This window comes from uncultured Nostoc sp., assembly GCF_964245575.1.
Classification (GTDB): domain Bacteria; phylum Cyanobacteriota; class Cyanobacteriia; order Cyanobacteriales; family Nostocaceae; genus Nostoc.
The window spans coordinates 1-21104 of the sequence record NZ_CAXTNP010000134.1 but is presented as its reverse complement, the minus strand read 5'-3'; the positions used below and the strand labels follow the sequence as shown (position 1 = coordinate 21104).

Genomic DNA, 21104 nt, shown 5'->3' with positions numbered 1-21104 from the left:
CCCTCTCCCCCACGCACGATTATCATTTTTTTTAATAAAACTTTAAGTATTTTAACTGATTGACAAAAGTCAATTTATCTTAACCCTCACGAATGGACCTTGAGTAGTGTTTAACGTGGTGTGTTGTAAAACTGGATGCTCAATGTTCGGTCGGGGGAGCGACCATACCCCTCTACATACCCCCGATTTTTTTTGGCTTTTTGCAAGGGTTTCAGCGATTTGAAAGTGCGCGGCTCCCCTCAAAAAATACAAAAATCGGGTGGAGCCGCGCAAAACTCAACTGTTATTTTTTTACTTTAAAAATATTTTTTAAGTATTTTTATGCAAGAAATTATTTTTCACTTCACATTTTTGCGATCGCACCCAATCACTTGATTTATTACCTTTTCCCCTCCCCTTGACAAATCCTGCTTTTCCTTAACTTGTCACTAATCCCCCTATGTGAAGATTAGGTGAACATTAGGTGAACTTTTAAGACTTTATCTGTATCGACAATCGTAAATAGTTTTTATAAACTGAGGTTTAGATTTGCCATGCTTAGTCAGGGAGTTAATAGCATGAAAAAATAAATATTTATTTGTTATGACTAAACCTCAAATTGCTGTCAGATTTCAAGAGCTTACAAAAAAAACCAAGTTCGTTTTCTTTCTACCTCACCGGAAATAGAAGATTCTAGAGGTATAGGGAATTTACTTTTGCTTAACAAGGAAACAGAAGGTGCTTAGGAATTATTTTCTGCTAATGAATTAGCAATACATTTACAGCAAGCGGGTGTCAGAGTAGCAGTTTTTGGTGCTTGCGAACTTAGATAAATATGATTTGGACACCCCCAGTTTTTTAGCTAGTTCTAACTGTGTGATCTCATGAGAAATGCGAATTGTTTTTAAAGCCTTAGCAAGATTAAGAGTCGATTAGGCGATCGCCTGCTCAAAAATTGTGTTTCCAACTCCGATTTTCTGCAATTTTTTAAGTACTATTGCTTATTCACAAATAGTACCCGACCTTAACCTCTCACGAATGATCTCACAGGATGTTTGAAAAGTCCCCTTGTCGATATCAAAAGTTCTAGATCCCCCTAAATCCACGCCACGTGCTTCAAGCGGCAAAGCCGCCCAACGCAGTGGCCCCTGATAAATTCGGGGACTTTGATTCCGGTTCCCCCCTTAAAAAGCAGGGCTGTTTCATTCCATTTCAAACAGGATTTGTCAAGATGGTTAGCCAGAAAATTGTAAGTAAGGGTGACGATGAGATGAACATTTAAGCACTTAAATATTAGTAAAATAGTTCATCTATTTTGGCACGTTGGTAACAAAATAACCAAATTTTAATTGCTATAACCCTTTATTTTTAAAGCTCTTTGGGGAATGAAACAGCCCTGCCTTAAAAAGGGGGTTTGGGCAGGGTGGTTTCATACGAAAAAAGAAAAATACAGCTGATATTTGCTGCTTGATTATAAAAGAGGTCCATGATAACATCCGTAATGTTACGTAAAAATAACCTGATTAGTTTGCCGTAGATTCAGAATCTATTCACGCTAGGCGAAATTTGCAAAATTACCCAAATACAATATAAAAATTTATCAGCTTCAATTTTGATTCATTTGCAAGCTAATAATTACTTGTGGGAAAGAGATGTGTACAGCATTAATCTTTTTTCTCGCAATGCTTGTAGTGAGAAAATTTATGCAAATCATGGCAGTTACACCTATGAAAGTCACGGAAGAATCGAGTACTTTACAGACATCGTACAGATTTTGGATCGTCCCAAACATTCAACCAGAGAACATGGCTAGGTGTGATTTAGGCGATCGCAGGAATATATTAAAATTCTGGCAGATAGGAATTACTTTAGCTGCAATTAGCGGAGTTATTTTTTCTGGGAATGGTGCGATCGCTCAAATTGTTCCAGATCGCACTCTAGGTGCAGAAAGTTCTGTTGTTACGCCGAATGTTGATATCAAGGGTACACTGAGCGATCGCATAGAAGGCGGTGCTATTCGCGGTGCTAACCTTTTCCATAGTTTTCAGGAATTCAATGTCAGAGATGGGCAAGGAGCATATTTTAGTAATCCGGCTGGGATTGAGAGTATTTTCAGTCGAGTCACGGGGAATAACGCTTCAAATATTAATGGAAAACTCGGCGTACTGGGTAATGCTAATTTATTTTTGCTCAACCCCAACGGAATTCTTTTTGGCCCCAATGCATCGTTATATCTGAATGGTTCATTTTTAGGTAGTACAGCGAATGCTTTGAAGTTTGGGGATGGGAAAGAGTTTAGTGCAACGAATCCTACAGCCCCGCCATTACTATCTGTGTCGGTGCCTTTGGGAGTGCAATTTAACCAAGGACAACCAAGTGCGATTTTGAACTCAGGGAACCTCTCAGCAGGGCAAAACCTAGCCCTGCTGGGAGGTACGGTTGTTAGTACAGGACAGTTGTCAGCACCAGAAGGGCAGGTTGCAGTTGCAGCAGTGCCAGGTAATAGTGTGGTGAACCTAAGCCCATCAGCACAATTTTTAAATATTGAAACTCTATCAGCCTTACCGAGTGTAGGCTCATCTTCTCTGAGTGAGTTGCTGACAAGTGTTGATGAGCGATCGCGTCCAGGGCTAACGGTGAACGGCAACAGACAAGTGGAGTTGGCGGGATCTGGCTTGCCTGTGGTGGATGGTGATGTGGTGGCACGCAACGTCACGGCTAAGACTGCAACACTGACAGCGAATCATAATCTGACGTTGGTGGAGAGTCAGATTGGTACAACTGGAAATTTGAACCTGTTGGCGGGGAATACAGTGCGAGTGCGGGATAGTGTGGCAAATCCCTTTGTAGCTCAAGCAGGGGGTAATTTCACTATTCAAGGTAATAAAGGCATTGACATCTTAGCTTTGAATCATCCCCAGATAGCGTTTGTAAGTAGTGGAAATCTAAGTTTGATTAGTGAGGGCAATATCTCTGGAGATGCCCGTTTCTCTGGTAGAGGAAGTTTTTCGATTCTTAACTTAGCAGGTCAACCTGGAAATTTTGTCAGTCTCTACGACCCAATTATCAGTGCTAACGGAGATGTTCAATTTGGTGATTATACAGGTGCTGCGTTGAAAGTAGAGTCAATAGGCAGCATTATTGGGGGTAACATCACAATCACTCGTCCAGATGAATTTGCTCCAAATCCCAGCAATCCGAATCCTAGTTATCCAGATGATGTTGTAATTTTAAGAAACAGCCGGGCGCTTATTCTACGTGCAGGATTGGATTCACTAGACAACGCTGTCAATATTCCAACATCAGTAGAGGGAACAAATTTTAATTCTTCAGGCGCTTCTCCATTACCACCTGGAAGCATTCAGGTAGGAAATATTGTTACTTCAACTAATGAAGGTAATGCCGGTTCTGTAATCTTAGAAGCTTCGGGTAACGTTACTATTGCTGGAGTGTCGTCCTTTGTAGCCGCTGAAGGTAATGGGGATGGTGGAAATATCATTCTCACCAGCAGGAATGGAAGTATTAACACCAGAGGAAAGCTAGTTTCCTCTACCCCTAATGGTAGGAGTGGGGACATCATTCTCAAAGCTAAAGGCGACATAACAATTGAAAATGAAATCGCGTCCCGTATACTCGAAGATGGAACAGGAAGGGGAATACCAGGAAGAATAGAGATTGCTAGTGACACTGGCAACATAAATCTTGTAGGAGAAGATACACCTTCTGCTATTGAGGCAATTAAAAATAGGGATTTGATTAGGGACATAAGGTCTTCTATCCCTGAGGGAACTGGTGGAAATATAACACTTAAAGCTTCTCAAGGTCAGATTACAGTAACTCCTATAGGGAGGGGTCAGACTGTACAAACTGTTCAGAATCTAACTGACACAACAGGATGGAAACTCAGAGCGGAGTCGGAAAATGGAGTTGCTGGAAATATTACTCTGACTGCTGCGGACAATATTCAATCTCCCGATATAAAAGCCTCTAATCAAGTTATCGATGACAGTAATAGTGCACCAATTAACACAATAAGCTTGCAATCATTACAAGGTTCAGTGTTTTTAGATAAAGTCACTATCGACGCTAATACTTCTGGAAAAGGCGATCCGGGTAATATTAGGATTACTGCTAGTAACGGTGACGTTAAAGTTGAGAATGAAAGTTTTATTAACGCCCAAATACTTCGGGGAGGTGTGAGTCAAACAAAACTCAATGATGAGGATTTTAGAATTAGTATCGAAGCTAAAAATCTCACATTAAATAATGGCAGTCAAATCAATGCTTTTGTTAATGACTTTGTTCCTTCTTATGCTCCAATAGACAGTGCTGGAAATGCTCCAATAGACAGTGCTGGAAATGCTCCAATAGGCAGTGCTGGAAATATAGACATAAATGTCGGCAACGGCGATATTACAATTATAGGTTCTCCTGACAGGTCTAAGATTACTGGCATATTCAACACTCTAGGAAACGGAACTATAGACCCTAGCGGTCTAGGTGATGCTGTTGGTGCTGGGGGAAATCTGACAATTAGAGCGCGATCGCTCCGCATAAATGGTACTAACAATACTGATACCAACAATGGTAACGAGCCGAATGCGGGAATAGCAGCTAAAACTTTTGGATTAGGTAATGCTGGGAAAATAAAAATTACACTTACTGATTCTCTCCAGATTACTGATGGTTTTCTTGATAACAGCACTGCTGGTGGTTCTCTTTCAACTCCAAGTAATGCAGGGCCAATCGAGGTAACGGCAAAGTCAGTTATTCTAGCCAACGACAACCCAAGCCGCCGTGCCATACAAAGTAAAGTACAAAGATATAATTTTGACGGAGAAAAGCGAGATGCTGTGGGAAACGGCGGGGACATCACTATCAATACTCAATCACTCTCCTTAGATAATGCGTCTATTACTTCTGAAAGTGAGACTAAAGGTACAGCAGGTAATATATCTATCACGGCGGATACTCTTTCTATCAAACAAGCAATTGAACCGAACATTGAGAACAAAGAAGCTGCAATAACTGTAACAAGCCCAGAAGGAAAAGCAGGGAATATCGATATTTTTGCAAATAAAATGTTCTTAAATAATGGGACGCTTAGTGCTAACACAGGCCAAGAGAGTGGGGCAAATATTACCGTCGAAGGCAAGGATAATCCTTCGCTTGCATTTATCATCTTGTGGAACGGAAGCAAAATAGAAGCTAATGCTAATAACAATGCTACAGGTGGCAACGTTGATATCAACAGTAAGTTGCTAATTGGACTCCCACCCAGGGCAGGAATTGTGAACAAAATCACTGCAAATGCGGCAGAGGGTCAGGGAGGTAAACTCAATATTACAGCAGGTATTTATGGCTTCTCTCAATCAAAGCTGAAACCGTCAGAACTTACTACTAGCAAAGAAAACTATATTGCAGCTTCTTCACAAACAGGTGCAGCAGGTATTGTGTCGGTCGGTCAACCAATTCTAGACCCCAATCGTGGGTTAATTAAGTTACCAGAAGATGTGCGTGACTCTTCAAAATTGATTGTCCAAGGTTGTCCTGTGGGTGGACAACGGGCAACTAGTCAGTTCGTTATCACTGGACGCGGCGGCTTACCTCCAAACCCCACTTCAGCACTTAGTAGTGGCGTTCTTGTAGGTAATGCAGGTGAGCAAACTGGCTCTACAAACTTTGCCCCAGTACCCACTGTAGAAGCCCAAGGTGTAAACATCGGCCCTAATGGAGAAATTATTCTCACCGCTAACCCATCCAAACTTGCTTCTTATAGTTCTTGGCAGAGGTTCACGGGTTGCGATGGAAAATAATCTCCATGTTCAACCGCCAAGGGTTGTAAACCTGACGTTAAAAGCTCCAGTTATCTCAAGAAGACTAAAAACCTTGTTTAGCAATACTTGTAGTCCGTTGAAACGAACTTTAGCTATGAACCAGGAAATTGATTTCCGAGCGGCAAGGTCGAAGGAAACAGCCCTGCTTCCCCAAGAGGGTTGGGGAGGTATTCGAGGCTTAAGGTGCATTAGCAAAAGTTTGAAAACATTTCCTCGACTTCCACTGACTATTGCGACATTAGCCCTGAGTTTACCTATTTCCATCAGCGCCCATGCTGTAGAAGTGGCTCAAGTACCTGTACCGCCAAACTTACCGCAACCTCTACCCCCTCCCCAAGATGTAGTTCCTCCAACTTCTCCACCTCCTCAACAACCACAAGTTCCTTCGCCTCCTTCAGAAGACTTGTTACGTAAGCAACCAGCCCAACCATCAGAGGAAGCCCCTGCGGTAGTTCCTGAAAAATTTTTGGTAACAAAGTTTGAATTCGTAGGAGGTACAGTCTTCAAAGATGAAGAACTACTACAAACTATAGAAAAAGCTTTGCTGGCTGGGGGCGATCGCAGATTCTGTTCCAATACTGAAAATAAATGTCAAAAGCTTCCTAGAACTGACAAAGATCCGCCTGTAGAAATTAACTTTAACCAACTGCTAGAAGCGCGATCGGCAATTACCCAGCTTTATATTGATAAAGGCTATATTACCTCCGGGGCACTGATTCCAGAACAAATCTTACCGCCTGGTGGAGGTACACTCAAGATTCAAATAGCGGAAGGCAGCTTAGAAGATATTAAAATCACTGGTACTCGACGATTAAATCCGAACTATATTCGCTCTCGCCTAGAACTTGCTAATAAAAAGCCCCTGAATCGCGATCGCTTGCTCGAAGCATTGCAACTATTGCAACAAAATGTCCTGATTGAGAGTTTATCTGCGGAGTTGTCTAGTGGTTCGCGCTTTGGTAGCAATCTGTTATTAGTTAATGTGAAGGAGGCAAGAAGCTTTAAACCCCAAGTCAGATTAGATAATAACCGCTCACCTAGTGTAGGCAGCTTACAACGTAGTATTCAACTCACCGAAGGTAACTTGTTAGGTATCGAAGATAGTGTCAGCCTGTTCTATGCAAATACCGACGGTAGCAATGAGGTAAATGTTGGCTACACCATACCTTTAACTCCTCAGAACACTACCCTAAGTTTCAGCTATAACTACTCTTCAAGTAATGTCATTGAAAAACCCTTTGACGAGTTAGATATTTCATCCAATTCCCATGAATACCAACTGACTCTGCGCCATCCAGTAATTCAAACCCCACGTCAAGAACTTGCTCTAGGATTAACAGCCTCTCATCGAGAAACCCAAACTTTCTTGGGATTTGAAAATACTGGAGGCTTTCCCCTCTCAGATGGTGCTGACGATAAAGGGCGCACTAACATCACAGCAATCCGCTTTTTTCAAGAATGGACACAAAGAGGCGATCGCTCGGTTTTGTCATTCCGTTCTCAATTCAGTTTAGGACTTGATGCACTGAATGCCACAATTAATCAAACTGACCCCGATGGACGCTTTTTTGCTTGGCGAGGACAAGCTCAATGGGTGCGCTTTCTGGCAGAAGATACTCCCTTATTAGTGCGGGGAGACTTGCAACTAGCAGATAGAAGACTTGTATCCTCAGAGCAAATTGGATTGGGTGGACAAGCAAGCATCAGAGGATACCGTCAGGATGCGTTGCTGGCTGATAACGGCGCTTTCGGTTCCATTGAACTGCGCCTGCCGATTTTGCGCCTTCGTCAACAGCAGAGCCTTTTACAACTCATACCTTTTGTAGATATTGGTACAGCTTGGAACAGTTCTGGAGGTTCCAACATAGATCCTGGTTTTCTGGCTTCTGCTGGCTTGGGGTTCCGATATCAGTTAAGCGATCAGATCGATGCCCGCTTTGACTGGGGAATCCCCATCGTGTCTGCTGATTCAAACGGACGAACTCTACAAGAAGACGGTTTATATTTTTCTGTGCTATGGAACCCTTTTTAAAACGTACATTCCCAAAACGTGCCATTAGCAAACTCTTGCTTGCTCTTGTTGGGCTAATTTTAGTCTTTGGCATTCATATATTTTTGAGGGAGAAAGCGATCGCTATACAAGCACCAGCAACACAATTGATTTGTGCAAGTACACCAAATCTCAGCCCAGAACAGTTAAGTGCAGAGGGTAGAGTCAGCTACGAACAAGGGCGCTTTGATGCCGCAATCGATTGCTGGCAAAGAGCTACAACTGCTTACCGTCAAGTTGGAAATGAAACTGAGAGGATCAATAATCAAATTAATCTAGCTCAAGCAGAGCAAGCTTTAGGACTTTACCCACGAGCTTGTAATACACTAGTGCAAATCTACGGTGAGCAAGACTGCACTAATTTACTACAACTCAAAGATCAAGACAAACGTCAGCAGTTGTTTAACATTTTTAATAAACAAGTAGATTCTCCTGCAAAAATCACCGGCTTACGCAGCTTGGGCAATATTCTAAGAGGACTTGGTGAATTAGATTTGTCTAATCAGGTCTTGTTAATTAGTTTAGATAAGAGCCAATCTCCAGAAAAAGCAGCAAATTTGCTTGATCTAGGTAACACCAGACGCGCTTTTAGTAACAAAGAACAAGATTTCTACAGCCGTTCTCAAGAGTCTCAGCATCTGATTTGTGCGATCGTAGATGCATTTGCAGCTAAATCTGCCTATGAAGAGGCTATACAAAACACTGACTCAACTTCAGACCAAATATCTACTATTAAACTGCAAGCACAACTGAATCAGTTAAGTCTCCTATTAGATTTAAAAGATTGGTATAGTGATAAAATCAACAAACAGAATAATAAAAACGATGCTATAGATCGGTTATTTATTAAATATAGGATACTACGTTTTGCAGAGCAAAAGTGTTGGAATGACCAATTAATAAGTTGGGATGACCAATTAAAACCTAAGCTAGATAAAGGCATAAACTATATCTTAATAAGAAATAACTTTCAATCCTTAAAGCAGCAGTTATCAAACCAAAATCCGCCGATACAGCTAGAGCAAATTAATAATATTCAGCAACAAATCAATAAATTACCACCAAGTCACGCAACGCTTTTCACAAGGCTTAACTTTGTCCAGAATTTGATGCGTATAAGTAAAGATAGTCAAGATGAAAATCAGATAAAATATTTTCTCACAGAAACGCTTAACCGAGCTAAAAAACAAGGCAATATAATAGCAGAATCTTATGCACTAGGATATCTTGGCAAGTTATATGAAGACAGCAAGGAATTGCAATTAGCTATATCCAATACTCAGGGCGCTTTGTTCTTAGCTCAATCGATTCCGGCAGCAGATATAGTTTATCAGTGGCAATGGCAATTGGGGCGGATTTACAAATCTCAACTGCCGCCAAGAAAGCAGGTACAAACGAAAGACCTACAAAACGATGTTAAAAGCTTGAATGAAGCACAAGCAGCTTATGAAGAAACGTTTAAAACTTTAGAATCCTTGCGCCGAGAATTAGCAACCAGTAACCCTGATGCTCAAATTTCTTTTCAAAAGGATATTGAAGGTATTTATCGCGAGTATGTTGATATACTTCTCAGAGATGACAAACCTCAAATAAAAGACCTCTCAAAAGCACGCCAAGTCATTTCCTCTCTCCAAGCAGCAGAGCTAGAAAACTTCTTGCGTCAAGCCTGTCCTGAATACAACCTCAGCGATATTGACAGTATTATTAATCAGCGAACCCAAAAAACAGCTTTTATATCCCCAATTGTCTTAGACGATAGAATCGAGGTAATTATTAAGCTACCTACTGATTTGAATAATAAAAATTTAACAGATATAGCCCTAAAACACTATAGGACAGAGGGTGAGGATATTGATCGGACTAAAATTGAAGAACAACTGAAACAGTTGCAAATAGATTTAGAAGAAGAGTATACGTTTGATGCTGTTACAAAAGAAACGAATAATGTGTATAAATGGCTTCTTCAAGGTGCAGAAAAATACCTTCAAAATAAAGACATTGATACCTTAGTATTTGCTCTAGATACACCTTTGCGAAATATACCATTAGCAGCACTAGTTTACAATATTACACCAGATAACAAGCCCCAATACTTGATTGAAAAGTATGCGCTTGCCCTAGTCCCAAGGTTAAACATTCCAACTTTTACAACTTTACAAAATAAAAGAATCAAAATTTTGGCGGCTGGGCTAGCGGAACCAGAATCAAACATAAATCAACAACGAAAATTTCCCAAGTTAAATTATGTCAAAGCTGAATTAAATGTATTAAATGATATTGAAAAAATTAATTCTAGAGTTTCAGTTACTAAACTCGAAGACAATAATTTTAAAACCGATAATCTACAATCAAATATCAATTCTTCTGCTTTTCAAATACTCCACTTAGCTACACACGGTGAGTTTAGTTCTAGTCCTGAAAATACATTTATCTTGGCTTTTGACAAACTGATTAGAGTCAATGAACTCGATAAAGTTTTCAAAAAGCAAGCTCAAAATCAGCAGGAACCCATTGAGCTACTTATATTAAGTGCGTGTGAAACTGCATCTGGAGATCAACGAGCTGCCTTAGGAATCTCTGGCGTCGCTGTACGAGCAGGGGCTCGTAGCGCTATTGCTTCTTTATGGACGTTAGATGATGAAAACAGCGTTGATTTCACTAGAGAATTTTATAAGCAGCTTGTTACTCTTGATAAGACAAAAGCTAAAGCTTTGCAAGAAGCTCAAAAACAACTAAAGGACAAACCTGGCCGCGAACATCCAAGATATTGGGCACCGTACATTTTATTAGGAAACTGGTTGTAAGATTATCTACTTGTAGTTAACCTCAAAAAATTAATTACTAAGGTTCAGGTGTTGAGGTTAACTACAATAATAATTTACTACTGACATTGTTGGTTATTATATGACGGGATACACTCTAATTGAATAATGTTAGCTTCTCTAGCAATGTCATCACTCAAGTTCACTAATTCAAAAACATCAAACCAATCCTTTTGAATTTTGGTCACTTCATCGTTTGTAAAATATGGATATGACTGGTTTTGGTCTTCCTTCTTTGTCGATTGGTAGGCCTCAACGAGCCTCGTAAGTGAATCGTACCATAACCCCCACTTAGCATAGTAAAGATATGCCTGAGATAGTTGTCCTAGTCTTTGATTATCTTGTTCGGTTCTATGAATCCAACCTGTAACACTGGGATTTCTAGAAGGTTTATTTTCGTCACACACAACTGAGAAAAACCATTGGTAAACTTTACCTCTTGTTAAACTTATCGGTATACGAAGTTGAGCAATACCAGGTTTTTCTGGAAGTTTAAAACGAATAGGTTCTTTAACAAGGTGTTTTTCCTCATCTATTAGCGCAAATTTAGCGTACTCTATTTGTGATTTTTCATTATACGTGTAAGGAATATAAAACCATAAAGTTGGCTTTTCCTCTAAAGTATTACTCCAAAGCGGGACTGTTTTTAGTTTTTCATTAATAGTATTGTTTGAGGGCAAGATTTTTTCAGGTGATGAACTTACCTTGAGGGATGATTTTAGGTCTACAGATGGTGATGAACCAGCTGATGAAACCTTTGATGATATATCAGTTGGTGGAATGAGTGCAGTTAGTTGTTTGTTAGTATCAGTAGCCAAATTAGAACACTCTCCACGTCCACCTCCACCCTTAGGACGATTTTCTGCGACTCCTTTTACATCTCGCTTTTTATAACCAAAAATTACGATTAATATATCCTCAAAAATGCCTGCTTGACTTGGAGGAGCATAACTTATTAAAAAAATCATTACAAGGCTAGTATTGAGGATAGCTCTAAACCATCTATTTGCAAATAATTGAGTTGAAAACATAATGAAAAAACTTAATCATTACGGAGTTTGATGAGTTTATCTTTATTCTGATCTCGTAACTCCAACCATCCTATCATCATTCCAGTGCTTAAAAATGCTAAACCAGAAGGATAAAAGGATATCCAAAATTTGATTGGGGAAATAAATAAGAGTACACAGATAAGATATAAACCCCCAATACAAAATACTCCTAGTATGATTAGTTTTCGAGGTTGTTTGCACAACTGAGGTAAGCTAGCACCAATTAATGACCAAAACAAAATCCAGAGGATTTCCCATTCAATAGAGCAAACTTTTATTAAAGGCCGATTGTCTAATACTGCACTTACAAGCTGACTAACCATTTGTGCCTGAATAAATAATCCCTGCATAACTTGATCTGTCCCTGCCTTAGAAAAGGGAGTCGAGAAGCTACTGTCATATCCCTCAGCCGTTGTTCCAATTAAAACAATTTTATCTTTTACAAAACTTTCATTAATACCATCATTCTCCAATACCTGCTGAACAGTAAATTGTCGAGCAATGTTATTAACAGAATGACTATTTTGGTTATCTTCTGCATAAGGATAACGATAATTCAACATAATTTGAAAGCCATCTAAAATCTTTAACCTGTATCCACCTTGTGTAGTTATATCAAGTGGTTCTAAGATAGTGTCAAATGGTTTTAAAACACTGAAGCCAGACTCAATATTATTTAGGTATTTTTGAGCTACTTGTAAGCTGAAGGAATTCATTAAACTATCTGGATTTGGATTTCTACAAGTTGACTTTTGAGTTTTTTCAGTAGTCGGAGTTCCCATTTGAATAAGTTGTCTACGAATAACTCCATCACTATCTAAAATAAAATCGCTTAAACCTACTTGCTCTAATGGAACATCAGGCGGACGATTATGGCGTCCACCATTTGGATTTGAATTATTATCTGGAAATTTGCAAATAAAAATTAAACGTTTATCTGTTTGATTTTTACGAATTAGATCAGCTAATTTTCCTTCAGCATTAGCATAACGATAAATATCCATGCCTATTACTCGTGGACTTTTTTTAAGCAGTTCCGATAGTAGTTTATGAATAATTTCGTCTGATAAGGAGGCGCCATTTTTAGGAGGAGAATTTTTAGCATAATATTCAATGTCTTCAGGAGTAATCTTAACGAGCAGTAAGCGCTCATCCGGCTTCTCAGATGGTGTAAGTCGCATCATCCAATCGAAAAGCAAAAGCTCTGATGCTTGAAACACTCCTAACAAGCGTATAACTACTACTAAAGTAGTTAAACCTACACTTGTTAGGAATGTTTTTTTATTACAGAGGTGACGCAAAGGTATGTGCTGATGCCATGATCTTTCTTTATTAGAGAGTGTTTGTAAGCCAGGTCGATTATTTGTATCTCGCTCATCATCTAATTGGTCTTCTAAAAAGAGACTTGGCAGTAGTTTTTGTCTAATTGCTTTTAAATCTTTATTGTTAGTATTTCCATCATATGCTGCCTCAATAAGTTCTTTTTCTTTACTCTGAGATATTGCCCAATCAATCCAATTAGAAACTTTCACATCAAGCGTTTCTCCCCCAGCAACCATATCCGGATTTTCTTTGAAATAATCACGGATCATTGTTGTTAATTTAGGTATGGTAGGATACGCGCTAATAATAGCTTTGTTTAATTTTGCTCGATGATCAGACAGATTTATATCTATTTCGCTTGTTCCACTTTGCTGACTCATTTTTTTAGATCAATTTAAGGGTTGTTTCATTTTCTCAACTACTTTACGGATTCCTTGAGTAACATCTAAAAAAGCTGCATCAAGATTGTCCCAAGTAGTTATAGGTTTGCCAGAAGATGGCAAACCTTTGAGCTTTTTAAATGGTGTTCCGGCCCAATCGGCTGGACGAAGGATAATTGGGATGACGCAAGCTTCTTCAGCTTCATGCCGCTCCATCGCTCGTTTCATTTCAATATCAAAACAGTATTCAGAAGCAATAAAATCGGCACTAATCAGCAGTAGAATTATTTGTGCTGAATTTAGATGATCATCAATTTCTCTTGCCCATTCAGAGCCAGCATTAATATCACGATCATGCCAAGTACTAATTACATGCTCCCGTTTTAAACTACTCAGATGGGTTGCTAACTTATCTCGCAGTTCTTTATCTCTATGAGAGTATGAAAAGAAAACTTCAAAACTACTGTAGTTATTTATAAATTTCTTTTGATTATTTACTATTTTTTTAGCAAAATTTGAGCTATTTGGTATTAGATTTTGTGCAATTACTTTTAATTGTTTATTATTAGTATTTCCTTGATATGCTGCTTCAACAAGCTCTTGTTCTAGACTTTGAGCGATCGCCCAATCAATCCAATTAGAAACCTTTACATCAAGCGTTTCTCCTCCAGCAACTACATCCGGATTTTCTTTGAAATGATCCCGGATCATTATTTTTAACCCGCTTATGGTAGGATAGGCACTAATAATGGCATCGCCTAACTCTTTACGATATTCAGATAGATCCATGTTTATTTTGCCTTTTTCACTTTCCTGACCCTGGGAGAGAATTTCCAACGGACATAACACCATTTAGTTGCATGGCTAGCTTTCTTTATCCATAACAGCTTTCCATTCTAAGTAACTAGTACAGTCTGGCGGAAGTTTGCCTATCTTTAACCAGTTGCTCTGAGCAACTTATTAACCCCCAAATCTTGTTATTTGAGATCGTAGCTGAATTTCCGTCGTGCTGTATCTTTCTTAAATAAAAATTAAGATATTGATAATCAAGAGTTGCATACTTTTCTCTTAGAGGATGTTTGAAAGTCCTCTTGTCAGTAGAAAAATGTTCTAGATCCCCCTAAATCCACCGATAAATTGGGGGACTTTGATTCCGATTCCACCCTTTTTAAGAGGGGTTAGGGGGGATCAATAAGTGCCTAAAATAACAAGCAATTACTTTTCAAACAACCTCTTAAACCTTTTTTATTATTTTTGACTAACATATAAAAATATCTCTATGCAGATGGCATTATTTCTGTTTTTGTATATGTCATTTGTAGATATCCTGAGAACAAATGTAGTTTATTGGATTAGTATCTAAAATAGAAGCTCCATTTTATTTTTAAATGTTATTTTTATTTTCTTGTTTTCGGTTAATACTAAATGTTTTTATCAGGTGCAATATCTGAGTTAACCAATTTTCAACGTGGGCAGAAAGTTTTGGTTGATAGCATTTTTTTAGTCTGTGATACTTTCACCACCAAAATAAATTAGCCATCTCCTGTCACTGATTCCAATTCTGGAGACAGCAAATGTGTGTCTTTAGATGTTGAGGCAGGCAAATACACTGTAAATTGAGTCCCTCTGCCTACCTGACTGTAAACATTGGCAAAACCACCGTGATTCTTAATGATGCCCAGCACCGTAGAAAGTCCTAAACCTGTACCTTTGCCTACCTCTTTGGTAGTGAAAAATGGTTCAAAAATCCGTTCCTGGACTGACGACGACATCCCCATACCAGTATCCGTCACCACGATCGCAATATAAGAACCAACTTTAGCATCAATATTTATCTGGGCAGAATGTTCACCAATCACCACATTTTGGGCCGCAATCCTCAATACACCGCCATTGGGCATAGCATCGCGGGCATTAACTACTAAATTTATAAACACCTGATGTAGTTGAGTTGCGTCTCCACGGACATACCACAAATTTTTAGGGATATCTGTCTGGCAAATGATGGATTTGGGGAATGTTTGAGTGATAATTTGCTCAATTTCTGCCATCAAAGGCTGAATTTGAACAATTGTCTGTTTACCTTCGATACCCCGTGCAAAACATAACACTTGCTTGAGCAAATTAGCGCCGCGTTTAACATTATTTTCTAAAGTTTGCAGTATTTGCTGACTCTGCGAATCGGGCAATTTTTTCTGCAATATTTGAACTGACATTAAAATTGGGGATAGTATATTGTTGAGGTCATGGACGATACCGCCAGCTAACATGCCGATACTCTCCAAACGTTGCGATCGCAGAAGTTGAGCTTCCAGTTGTTTCTGCTGCGTAATCTCGGTGTTTACACTCAAAATGGATTTGGGTTGTTCATTATCATCTCGCATCAGTGTCCACCGACTTTCAACAATAATTACTTTGCCTTCCCTTGTCAGTTGATGCAACTCACCCCGCCACTCACCCGTATTCATCACCTTCAAGTAAGCATCTTCTAGCTGTGGTGAAATATCTTTATACAAAAGTTGCAAAACATTTTTACCGATAATTTCCTCAGTCTTCCAGCCGTACAGACGTTCAGCACCTTGATTCCAAAACAAGATTTGGTTGTGGATATTTCGCACCAAAATCGCATCACTTGATACATCCAGCAGCAACCCTTGTTCACGGATTTTCTGTTCTGCCTGTTTTTGCTGGGTTATATCTCGCATCAGTGCCAAATGGATGAATGTACCATCAGATTCGTTACGCAGTGGTACAGCATGAGTTTCTATGTAGCGACGAGTACCTTTAAATCCTACGATTTCAAACTCCAAAGTCCCCTTGTTACCTTGGCAGATACTTTTATGCATGTCGGCAAAGGCTGCTCTATACTCTGGTACAATTACGGCATCAATTGGTTTACCAATCAATACATCAGCACTTTCCACTTCCATTATTGCCAACCCTTCTGCATTAATTTCTAAAAGGGTGCCATCCCTGGCAATTAACTGGATGCATTCTGGTTCTGCATCTATCATGGCTCGTAAACGATTTTCGCTTTGCTGTAGCGCCAGTTCCGTCTGCTGAAGTTGCCTGATATAACGCCACAACAAGTCATACAGCAGCGCCACCAGCACTAAATCCACAATAGCAGCGATAAAAAATGTGACTATCCCCTTTCGGGAACTTGCTTGCGACTGCTGCATTCCCAGATGTAATAAATTTTGCTCTACCTCTAAAGAGTCGTGAATAAGTTGTTGGATTTCTTTGCTGCTTTGCTTGTCTTTGTAAGATAAGATTCGCTCCCGAACTGCTTCAAATCCCTGGTTTTGTCTGAGGGAAATTTCTTGTTGCAGCATTTTGAGCCTGTTGATAATTTTCGGCTCCAGCAAAGAAATCCATTGACGCTTTTGATGGTTCTCAGCAGTTAACTTGCTGAGAATCTGAATATTGCTATTAGTTTGTTGATAAGCCGCAATATAAATTTTTAGATCATCTGCATCTGCTGTAATTAAGTAACTACGTTGTGCAGTTTCAGTATCTTTTAGTGTAGATTGGATACTTTCAAGTTGAGTAACCACTTTATATGAGGATGTCACCCATTCCTGATTGCAAATCAGCTTAACAGTATTGCTATATGAGACTACAGCATTAGTAAATACAACTGCCAATGCTAGGATAAATATTGCTTTTAGCTTTTGGACTCGATACCATTTTTTGATCATGCGATCGCCCTTTCTGCCGCAGATGCCCTCCATTTGTTAAATTTAAAAGCAAATACTGAGAATATTTTAATGATTGTGACAGCACGGGTAACAAAATACAATCTCTTCAAGTTGTAAATATCTGGATTTTTTGGGATGATGATTTATACATAATAATCACAAAGAAATCCGCTAATTTTTAATATAAATTCATTTTTAATAGTAGTATAGCCAATGCAGTTTGGTTCAGAGAATTTGCCTATGCATAACATTTGTAGTTGCAATGCAACGTCTCTTGTTTAAAAAATCAAAAATTGGTTGCAGCAGTTGAATCAAGAAGACTCAGCAGCATGATTCAATCCCATCAATATTAATGCTGCTAAAAATGTCTTTAATCAAGCCTGTCATCAAAGGACTTGTATCTCACAATACCTTCGCCAAAAATAGAGAATGACGAAGATCAGCCAGAGGATGAGTTTTTTCATGATTATTTTTGGAAATGACGCCACTTAAAGGAGTGCTTGGGGTTCATGGACGAGGTGGGTTGGGCGAGCGGTAATAGGTACAAATGCTAATTTTCCCAGATCGCCACCAGTTTTTGCAACACAACCTTTGGTTTTAGGGTAGGTGTACCATTCCGAATAAATTTTTATTTACCCCCACACCTCACACCCTCTTAATCCCTTAAACGTTATCTTTAAATACGCTTAAGGGATTTTTAAGGCTCTAGCGTCGTTCTAGAGGCTTTGTAGGGTCAAAGCAAGGTCAAAGCAGGGTCAAGGTAATGTCTAGGTAGTCTCAATACAATGTCGTGGGTTATGTAGCCTGTTGTAGCCTTCGGTGCGCTCCGGTACGCTCCGAACGCTTGAGAAAAGCCAACGTTGCGTTTGAGAGTGTAGCATAGGCGATCGCTAATATCCTTATACAAGACGGTATCAATACAATATAGATGTCAAGCTGAGGCTTCAGCTATGCCTATACAAGAGGATTCAAAAAAATACTATCCATGTACCAATACCTTCGCCAATTTACGAGGATTGGCACAGAGCAAACCCAGATAATATACGCTTGTTTTTGCCATAAGGCAAAAAACTGCGCCCATAAAATCAATGACATTTCAGGGCAGCACAGATACAAATACATTTTATACTTATGTCACTCAAGTCTTAGTACCTCAACTTTGGACTGGTGCTTGTGTTGTCATGGAGAATTTCAGTTCTCACAAAGTTACTGGTATTAAAGAAGCTATAGAAGCTGTGGGAGCTAAATTCAGTAGAGCGAAAAGTTTCAAAACTTTTCGCTCTACTGATCTCTGATGATATTGACAAACTCCTTATTCTTGTGGAATGAAACAGCCCTGCTATCGCCCCACGCCCTGGTGATGCCGGAAGCCAGCGTTGCGATGCCTACGGCGAGCGAAGCTATCGCATAATCCTACCAGCCCAAGAAAAGTATAATCCTAGAGTTGATGCCTTGCAGTGGCATCGCCAGGAGTTTTTGAAGCGAACTGCTTAAACAAGCATAATGAAAAAACCAAAAAATTGGTACGAAAAAATTGTTAAGTCAACAACAGAACCAATCACGGAAGCTGATAAGCTGATTTGCCATTGCTATTTAAACTCTTATAAAAACCATCTTCCACGTCCTTTCCGTCGAAATCTTTCTTTGGTGGCATAAAGAGGGCTGCCAGCGTCACCGAGTTTTGTCCGTTAGTCTGAATAGCGAAGTTCGCCGACCCATTATTGTTGTACTTTTGCAGGTCTATGCGGTAATCGTCAAGTGTGACAATGTTGTCTATTTTTTCATTAGGTCCAATGGAACAGGAATTCCCTTTTCCGTCCGCACTCAGCTTTTTCCTGAAGAGATCCATCAGTGTGTTATTATTCTTATCCGTAGTGTTCTGAATCGCTTTTTTTTGGCCTGCTGATGGGGACGTGAGTCCATCAATATTTACTGGTGGCATGATCTATCTCCTTTAGATTTGTACAGACTTATATCTTAAAGACGGTGGCAGTTGTCAATTTGTGAATTTTTCGAGTTAGAGATTTTTTTTCTGACTCAATGTATCAAAAAATTAGACTTTGGAATTTTACTTCAATGTAGTTTTTTAATACTACTTTTTGAAGTGCAGAATGTGGGTTACTAGTTATTCTGTTGTTCATCACAATTTAAAGTATGCTTGGCTTTTCAACTCCGTAGTTGAGTTAAATTCAGAACTCTTAAAAATCAATTAAATTTAGCCAATTCAGTTGAATTCAGTTAAATTCAGGTATACAAAAACAGATAACTTTTTGACTTTCCAAAGATATCTCACCTCGCCACCACGCCCAATGCCCAATGCCTAGCCACCGCGCCGCTATTGCGAGAGGGAATGGTCAAGCCTTCAAAGGTGCGTTCAGCTTGGAACAGACCACCAAAGGGAATATCCGCAATAAGCTTGACATGATTCCAGCAATGTGTTAATAATTGTAGTTTGTGGAAACTTTACTTCTTAATTTAAGCTCTTGGCTAACGTCATTGTCATAGGTGCCCAATGGGGCGATGAAGGAAAAGGTAAAATAACAGACTTACTCAGCCGTTCCGCAGATGTTGTGGTTCGTTACCAAGGGGGTGTCAATGCTGGACACACGATTGTAGTTAAAGGTCAGACCTTTAAGCTGCACTTGATTCCCTCTGGTATTTTGTATCCAAATACCGATTGCATTATCGGCTGTGGAACAGTCATCGATCCACAGATTTTGATCGCAGAACTCGACCAACTAAAAGAATTAAATATTTCCACTGACCACCTGCTGATATCTGAGACAGCCCACGTAACCATGCCTTATCATCGGTTGATTGACCAGGCATCGGAAGAACGACGGGGAAGCTATAAGATCGGTACGACAGGTAGGGGCATTGGGCCGACTTATGCTGACAAATCTGAGCGTATAGGCATTCGGGTTTTAGACTTGATGAACCCCGATGAGCTACGTGAGCAGTTGGAGTGGACGATTAATTATAAAAACGTCATTTTAGAAAAGCTTTACAACTTGCCACCTCTAGATGCACAAGAGGTGATTGAGGAGTATTTGGGATACGCAGAACGCTTGCGCCCTTACGTCATTGATACATCGTTAAAAATATCCGATGCGATTGGGCGACGGCGGAATATTTTGTTTGAAGGCGCACAAGGTACGCTGCTTGACTTAGATCATGGAACTTATCCTTATGTCACCTCCTCTAATCCTGTGGCTGGGGGGGCTTGCGTTGGTACAGGGGTAGGGCCGACAATGATTGACCGGGTAATTGGAGTGTCGAAAGCCTATACGACACGAGTGGGAGAGGGGCCATTTCCCACGGAATTGGATGGAGAGTTGGGAGAATTGTTGTGCGATCGCGGTGCTGAATTTGGCACAACCACTGGACGCAAACGGCGCTGCGGCTGGTTTGATGCCGTCATCGGTCGCTATGCCGTGCGGATTAACGGCATGGATTGTATGGCGCTCACCAAACTAGATGTCCTTGATGAATTAGAGGAAATTCAAGTTTGTGTCGCTTATAACATAGATGGCGATCGCAGCGAACACTTCCCTACAAGTTCTCGTGAATTTGCTAGATGTCGCCCCATCTACAAAACCTTACCAGGATGGAAAGTGTCAACAACCCACTGCCGCACCCTGGAAGACTTGCCACCGCAAGCACTGGACTATCTAAAATTCCTCGCTGAATTGATGGAAGTCCCGATCGCGATCGTCTCACTAGGAGCAAGCCGCGATCAAACCATAATTGTAGAAGACCCCATCCACGGGCCCAAACGTGCTTTATTGCAGGCCGACGGCACACCTGCTACCCTGCTAAGTGCTTAGTTAAGAGTGAGGAGTTAAGAGTGAAGAGTTATGAGTTAAGAGTGAAGAGTGAAGAGTGAAAAATGAGTAATTAAATCAAAACTCCTAACTCCTAACTCCTAACTCCTAACTCCTAACTCCTAACTCCTAACTC

Annotated in this window: 11 protein-coding genes; 5 read left to right on the top strand and 6 right to left on the bottom strand. The window is 39.9% G+C overall.

Annotated features, from left to right (window positions below; all coding sequences use genetic code 11):
• Positions 1–758: 758 nt before the first annotated feature.
• Positions 759–878, bottom strand: coding sequence for a helix-turn-helix domain-containing protein (locus ACFFAP_RS20970; RefSeq protein WP_375513020.1), 120 nt, complete (start codon positions 876–878; stop codon positions 759–761).
• Positions 879–1691: 813 nt separating this feature from the next.
• On the opposite strand from ACFFAP_RS20970, the gene ACFFAP_RS20965 reads away from it, so the two are divergent.
• The 3 genes from ACFFAP_RS20965 (at position 1692) to ACFFAP_RS20955 (ending at position 10670) form a co-directional block, all read left to right on the top strand.
• Positions 1692–5795 carry a filamentous hemagglutinin N-terminal domain-containing protein gene (locus ACFFAP_RS20965; RefSeq protein ID WP_375513018.1) on the top strand — a complete coding sequence of 1368 codons (4104 nt, stop codon included), beginning with the start codon at positions 1692–1694 and terminating at the stop codon, positions 5793–5795.
• A 115-nt stretch (positions 5796–5910) separates the two neighbouring features.
• Entirely contained in the window at positions 5911–7848 is a 1938-nt protein-coding gene (locus ACFFAP_RS20960) for a ShlB/FhaC/HecB family hemolysin secretion/activation protein (RefSeq protein WP_375513017.1), read from the top strand.
• A 416-nt stretch (positions 7849–8264) separates the two neighbouring features.
• The gene (locus tag ACFFAP_RS20955; protein ID WP_375513016.1) at positions 8265–10670 is read left to right on the top strand and encodes a CHAT domain-containing protein; all 2406 of its coding nucleotides are present in this window, start codon (positions 8265–8267) and stop codon (positions 10668–10670) included.
• Between the two features lie 77 nt (positions 10671–10747).
• Here ACFFAP_RS20955 and ACFFAP_RS20950 read toward each other — a convergent pair whose 3' ends face one another.
• The 4 genes from ACFFAP_RS20950 to ACFFAP_RS20935 form a co-directional block, all read right to left on the bottom strand.
• On the bottom strand, positions 10748–11719 hold the full coding sequence (locus ACFFAP_RS20950) for a DUF928 domain-containing protein (RefSeq protein ID WP_375513015.1): 972 nt from the start codon (positions 11717–11719) through the stop codon (positions 10748–10750).
• A gap of 11 nt (positions 11720–11730) precedes the next feature.
• On the bottom strand, positions 11731–13443 hold the full coding sequence (locus tag ACFFAP_RS20945; protein WP_375513014.1) for a CHASE2 domain-containing protein: 1713 nt from the start codon (positions 13441–13443) through the stop codon (positions 11731–11733).
• Positions 13444–13452: 9 nt separating this feature from the next.
• Positions 13453–14280, bottom strand: a complete 828-nt coding sequence (locus ACFFAP_RS20940; RefSeq protein WP_375513013.1) for a toll/interleukin-1 receptor domain-containing protein — start codon at positions 14278–14280, stop codon at positions 13453–13455.
• A 695-nt stretch (positions 14281–14975) separates the two neighbouring features.
• Positions 14976–17177 carry a PAS domain S-box protein gene (locus ACFFAP_RS20935; RefSeq protein WP_375513012.1) on the bottom strand — a complete coding sequence of 734 codons (2202 nt, stop codon included), beginning with the start codon at positions 17175–17177 and terminating at the stop codon, positions 14976–14978.
• Positions 17178–18202: 1025 nt separating this feature from the next.
• Here ACFFAP_RS20935 and ACFFAP_RS20930 point away from each other — a divergent pair.
• Complete coding sequence (locus tag ACFFAP_RS20930; RefSeq protein WP_375513019.1) at positions 18203–18439, top strand: transposase; 237 nt, start codon at positions 18203–18205, stop codon at positions 18437–18439.
• Between the two features lie 263 nt (positions 18440–18702).
• Here ACFFAP_RS20930 and ACFFAP_RS20925 read toward each other — a convergent pair whose 3' ends face one another.
• Positions 18703–19086 (bottom strand): hypothetical protein, encoded by a 384-nt coding sequence (locus ACFFAP_RS20925; protein WP_375513011.1) that lies wholly within the window; start codon positions 19084–19086, stop codon positions 18703–18705.
• A 541-nt stretch (positions 19087–19627) separates the two neighbouring features.
• Between ACFFAP_RS20925 and ACFFAP_RS20920 the strand changes: the two genes are divergently transcribed.
• Positions 19628–20971 carry an adenylosuccinate synthase gene (locus tag ACFFAP_RS20920; RefSeq protein WP_375513010.1) on the top strand — a complete coding sequence of 448 codons (1344 nt, stop codon included), beginning with the start codon at positions 19628–19630 and terminating at the stop codon, positions 20969–20971.
• Positions 20972–21104 lie beyond the last annotated feature (133 nt).

What these genes read in the sequence shown, in the direction of transcription:
- ACFFAP_RS20965 (WP_375513018.1), top strand. Translation starts at nt 1,692, where the DNA reads ATGGCAGTTACACCTATGAAAGTCACGGAAGAATCGAGTACTTTACAG.
- ACFFAP_RS20960 (WP_375513017.1), top strand. Translation starts at nt 5,911, where the DNA reads ATGAACCAGGAAATTGATTTCCGAGCGGCAAGGTCGAAGGAAACAGCC.
- ACFFAP_RS20950 (WP_375513015.1), bottom strand. Translation starts at nt 11,719, where the DNA reads ATGTTTTCAACTCAATTATTTGCAAATAGATGGTTTAGAGCTATCCTC.
- ACFFAP_RS20945 (WP_375513014.1), bottom strand. Translation starts at nt 13,443, where the DNA reads ATGAGTCAGCAAAGTGGAACAAGCGAAATAGATATAAATCTGTCTGAT.
- ACFFAP_RS20935 (WP_375513012.1), bottom strand. Translation starts at nt 17,177, where the DNA reads ATGGAGGGCATCTGCGGCAGAAAGGGCGATCGCATGATCAAAAAATGG.
- ACFFAP_RS20925 (WP_375513011.1), bottom strand. Translation starts at nt 19,086, where the DNA reads ATGCCACCAGTAAATATTGATGGACTCACGTCCCCATCAGCAGGCCAA.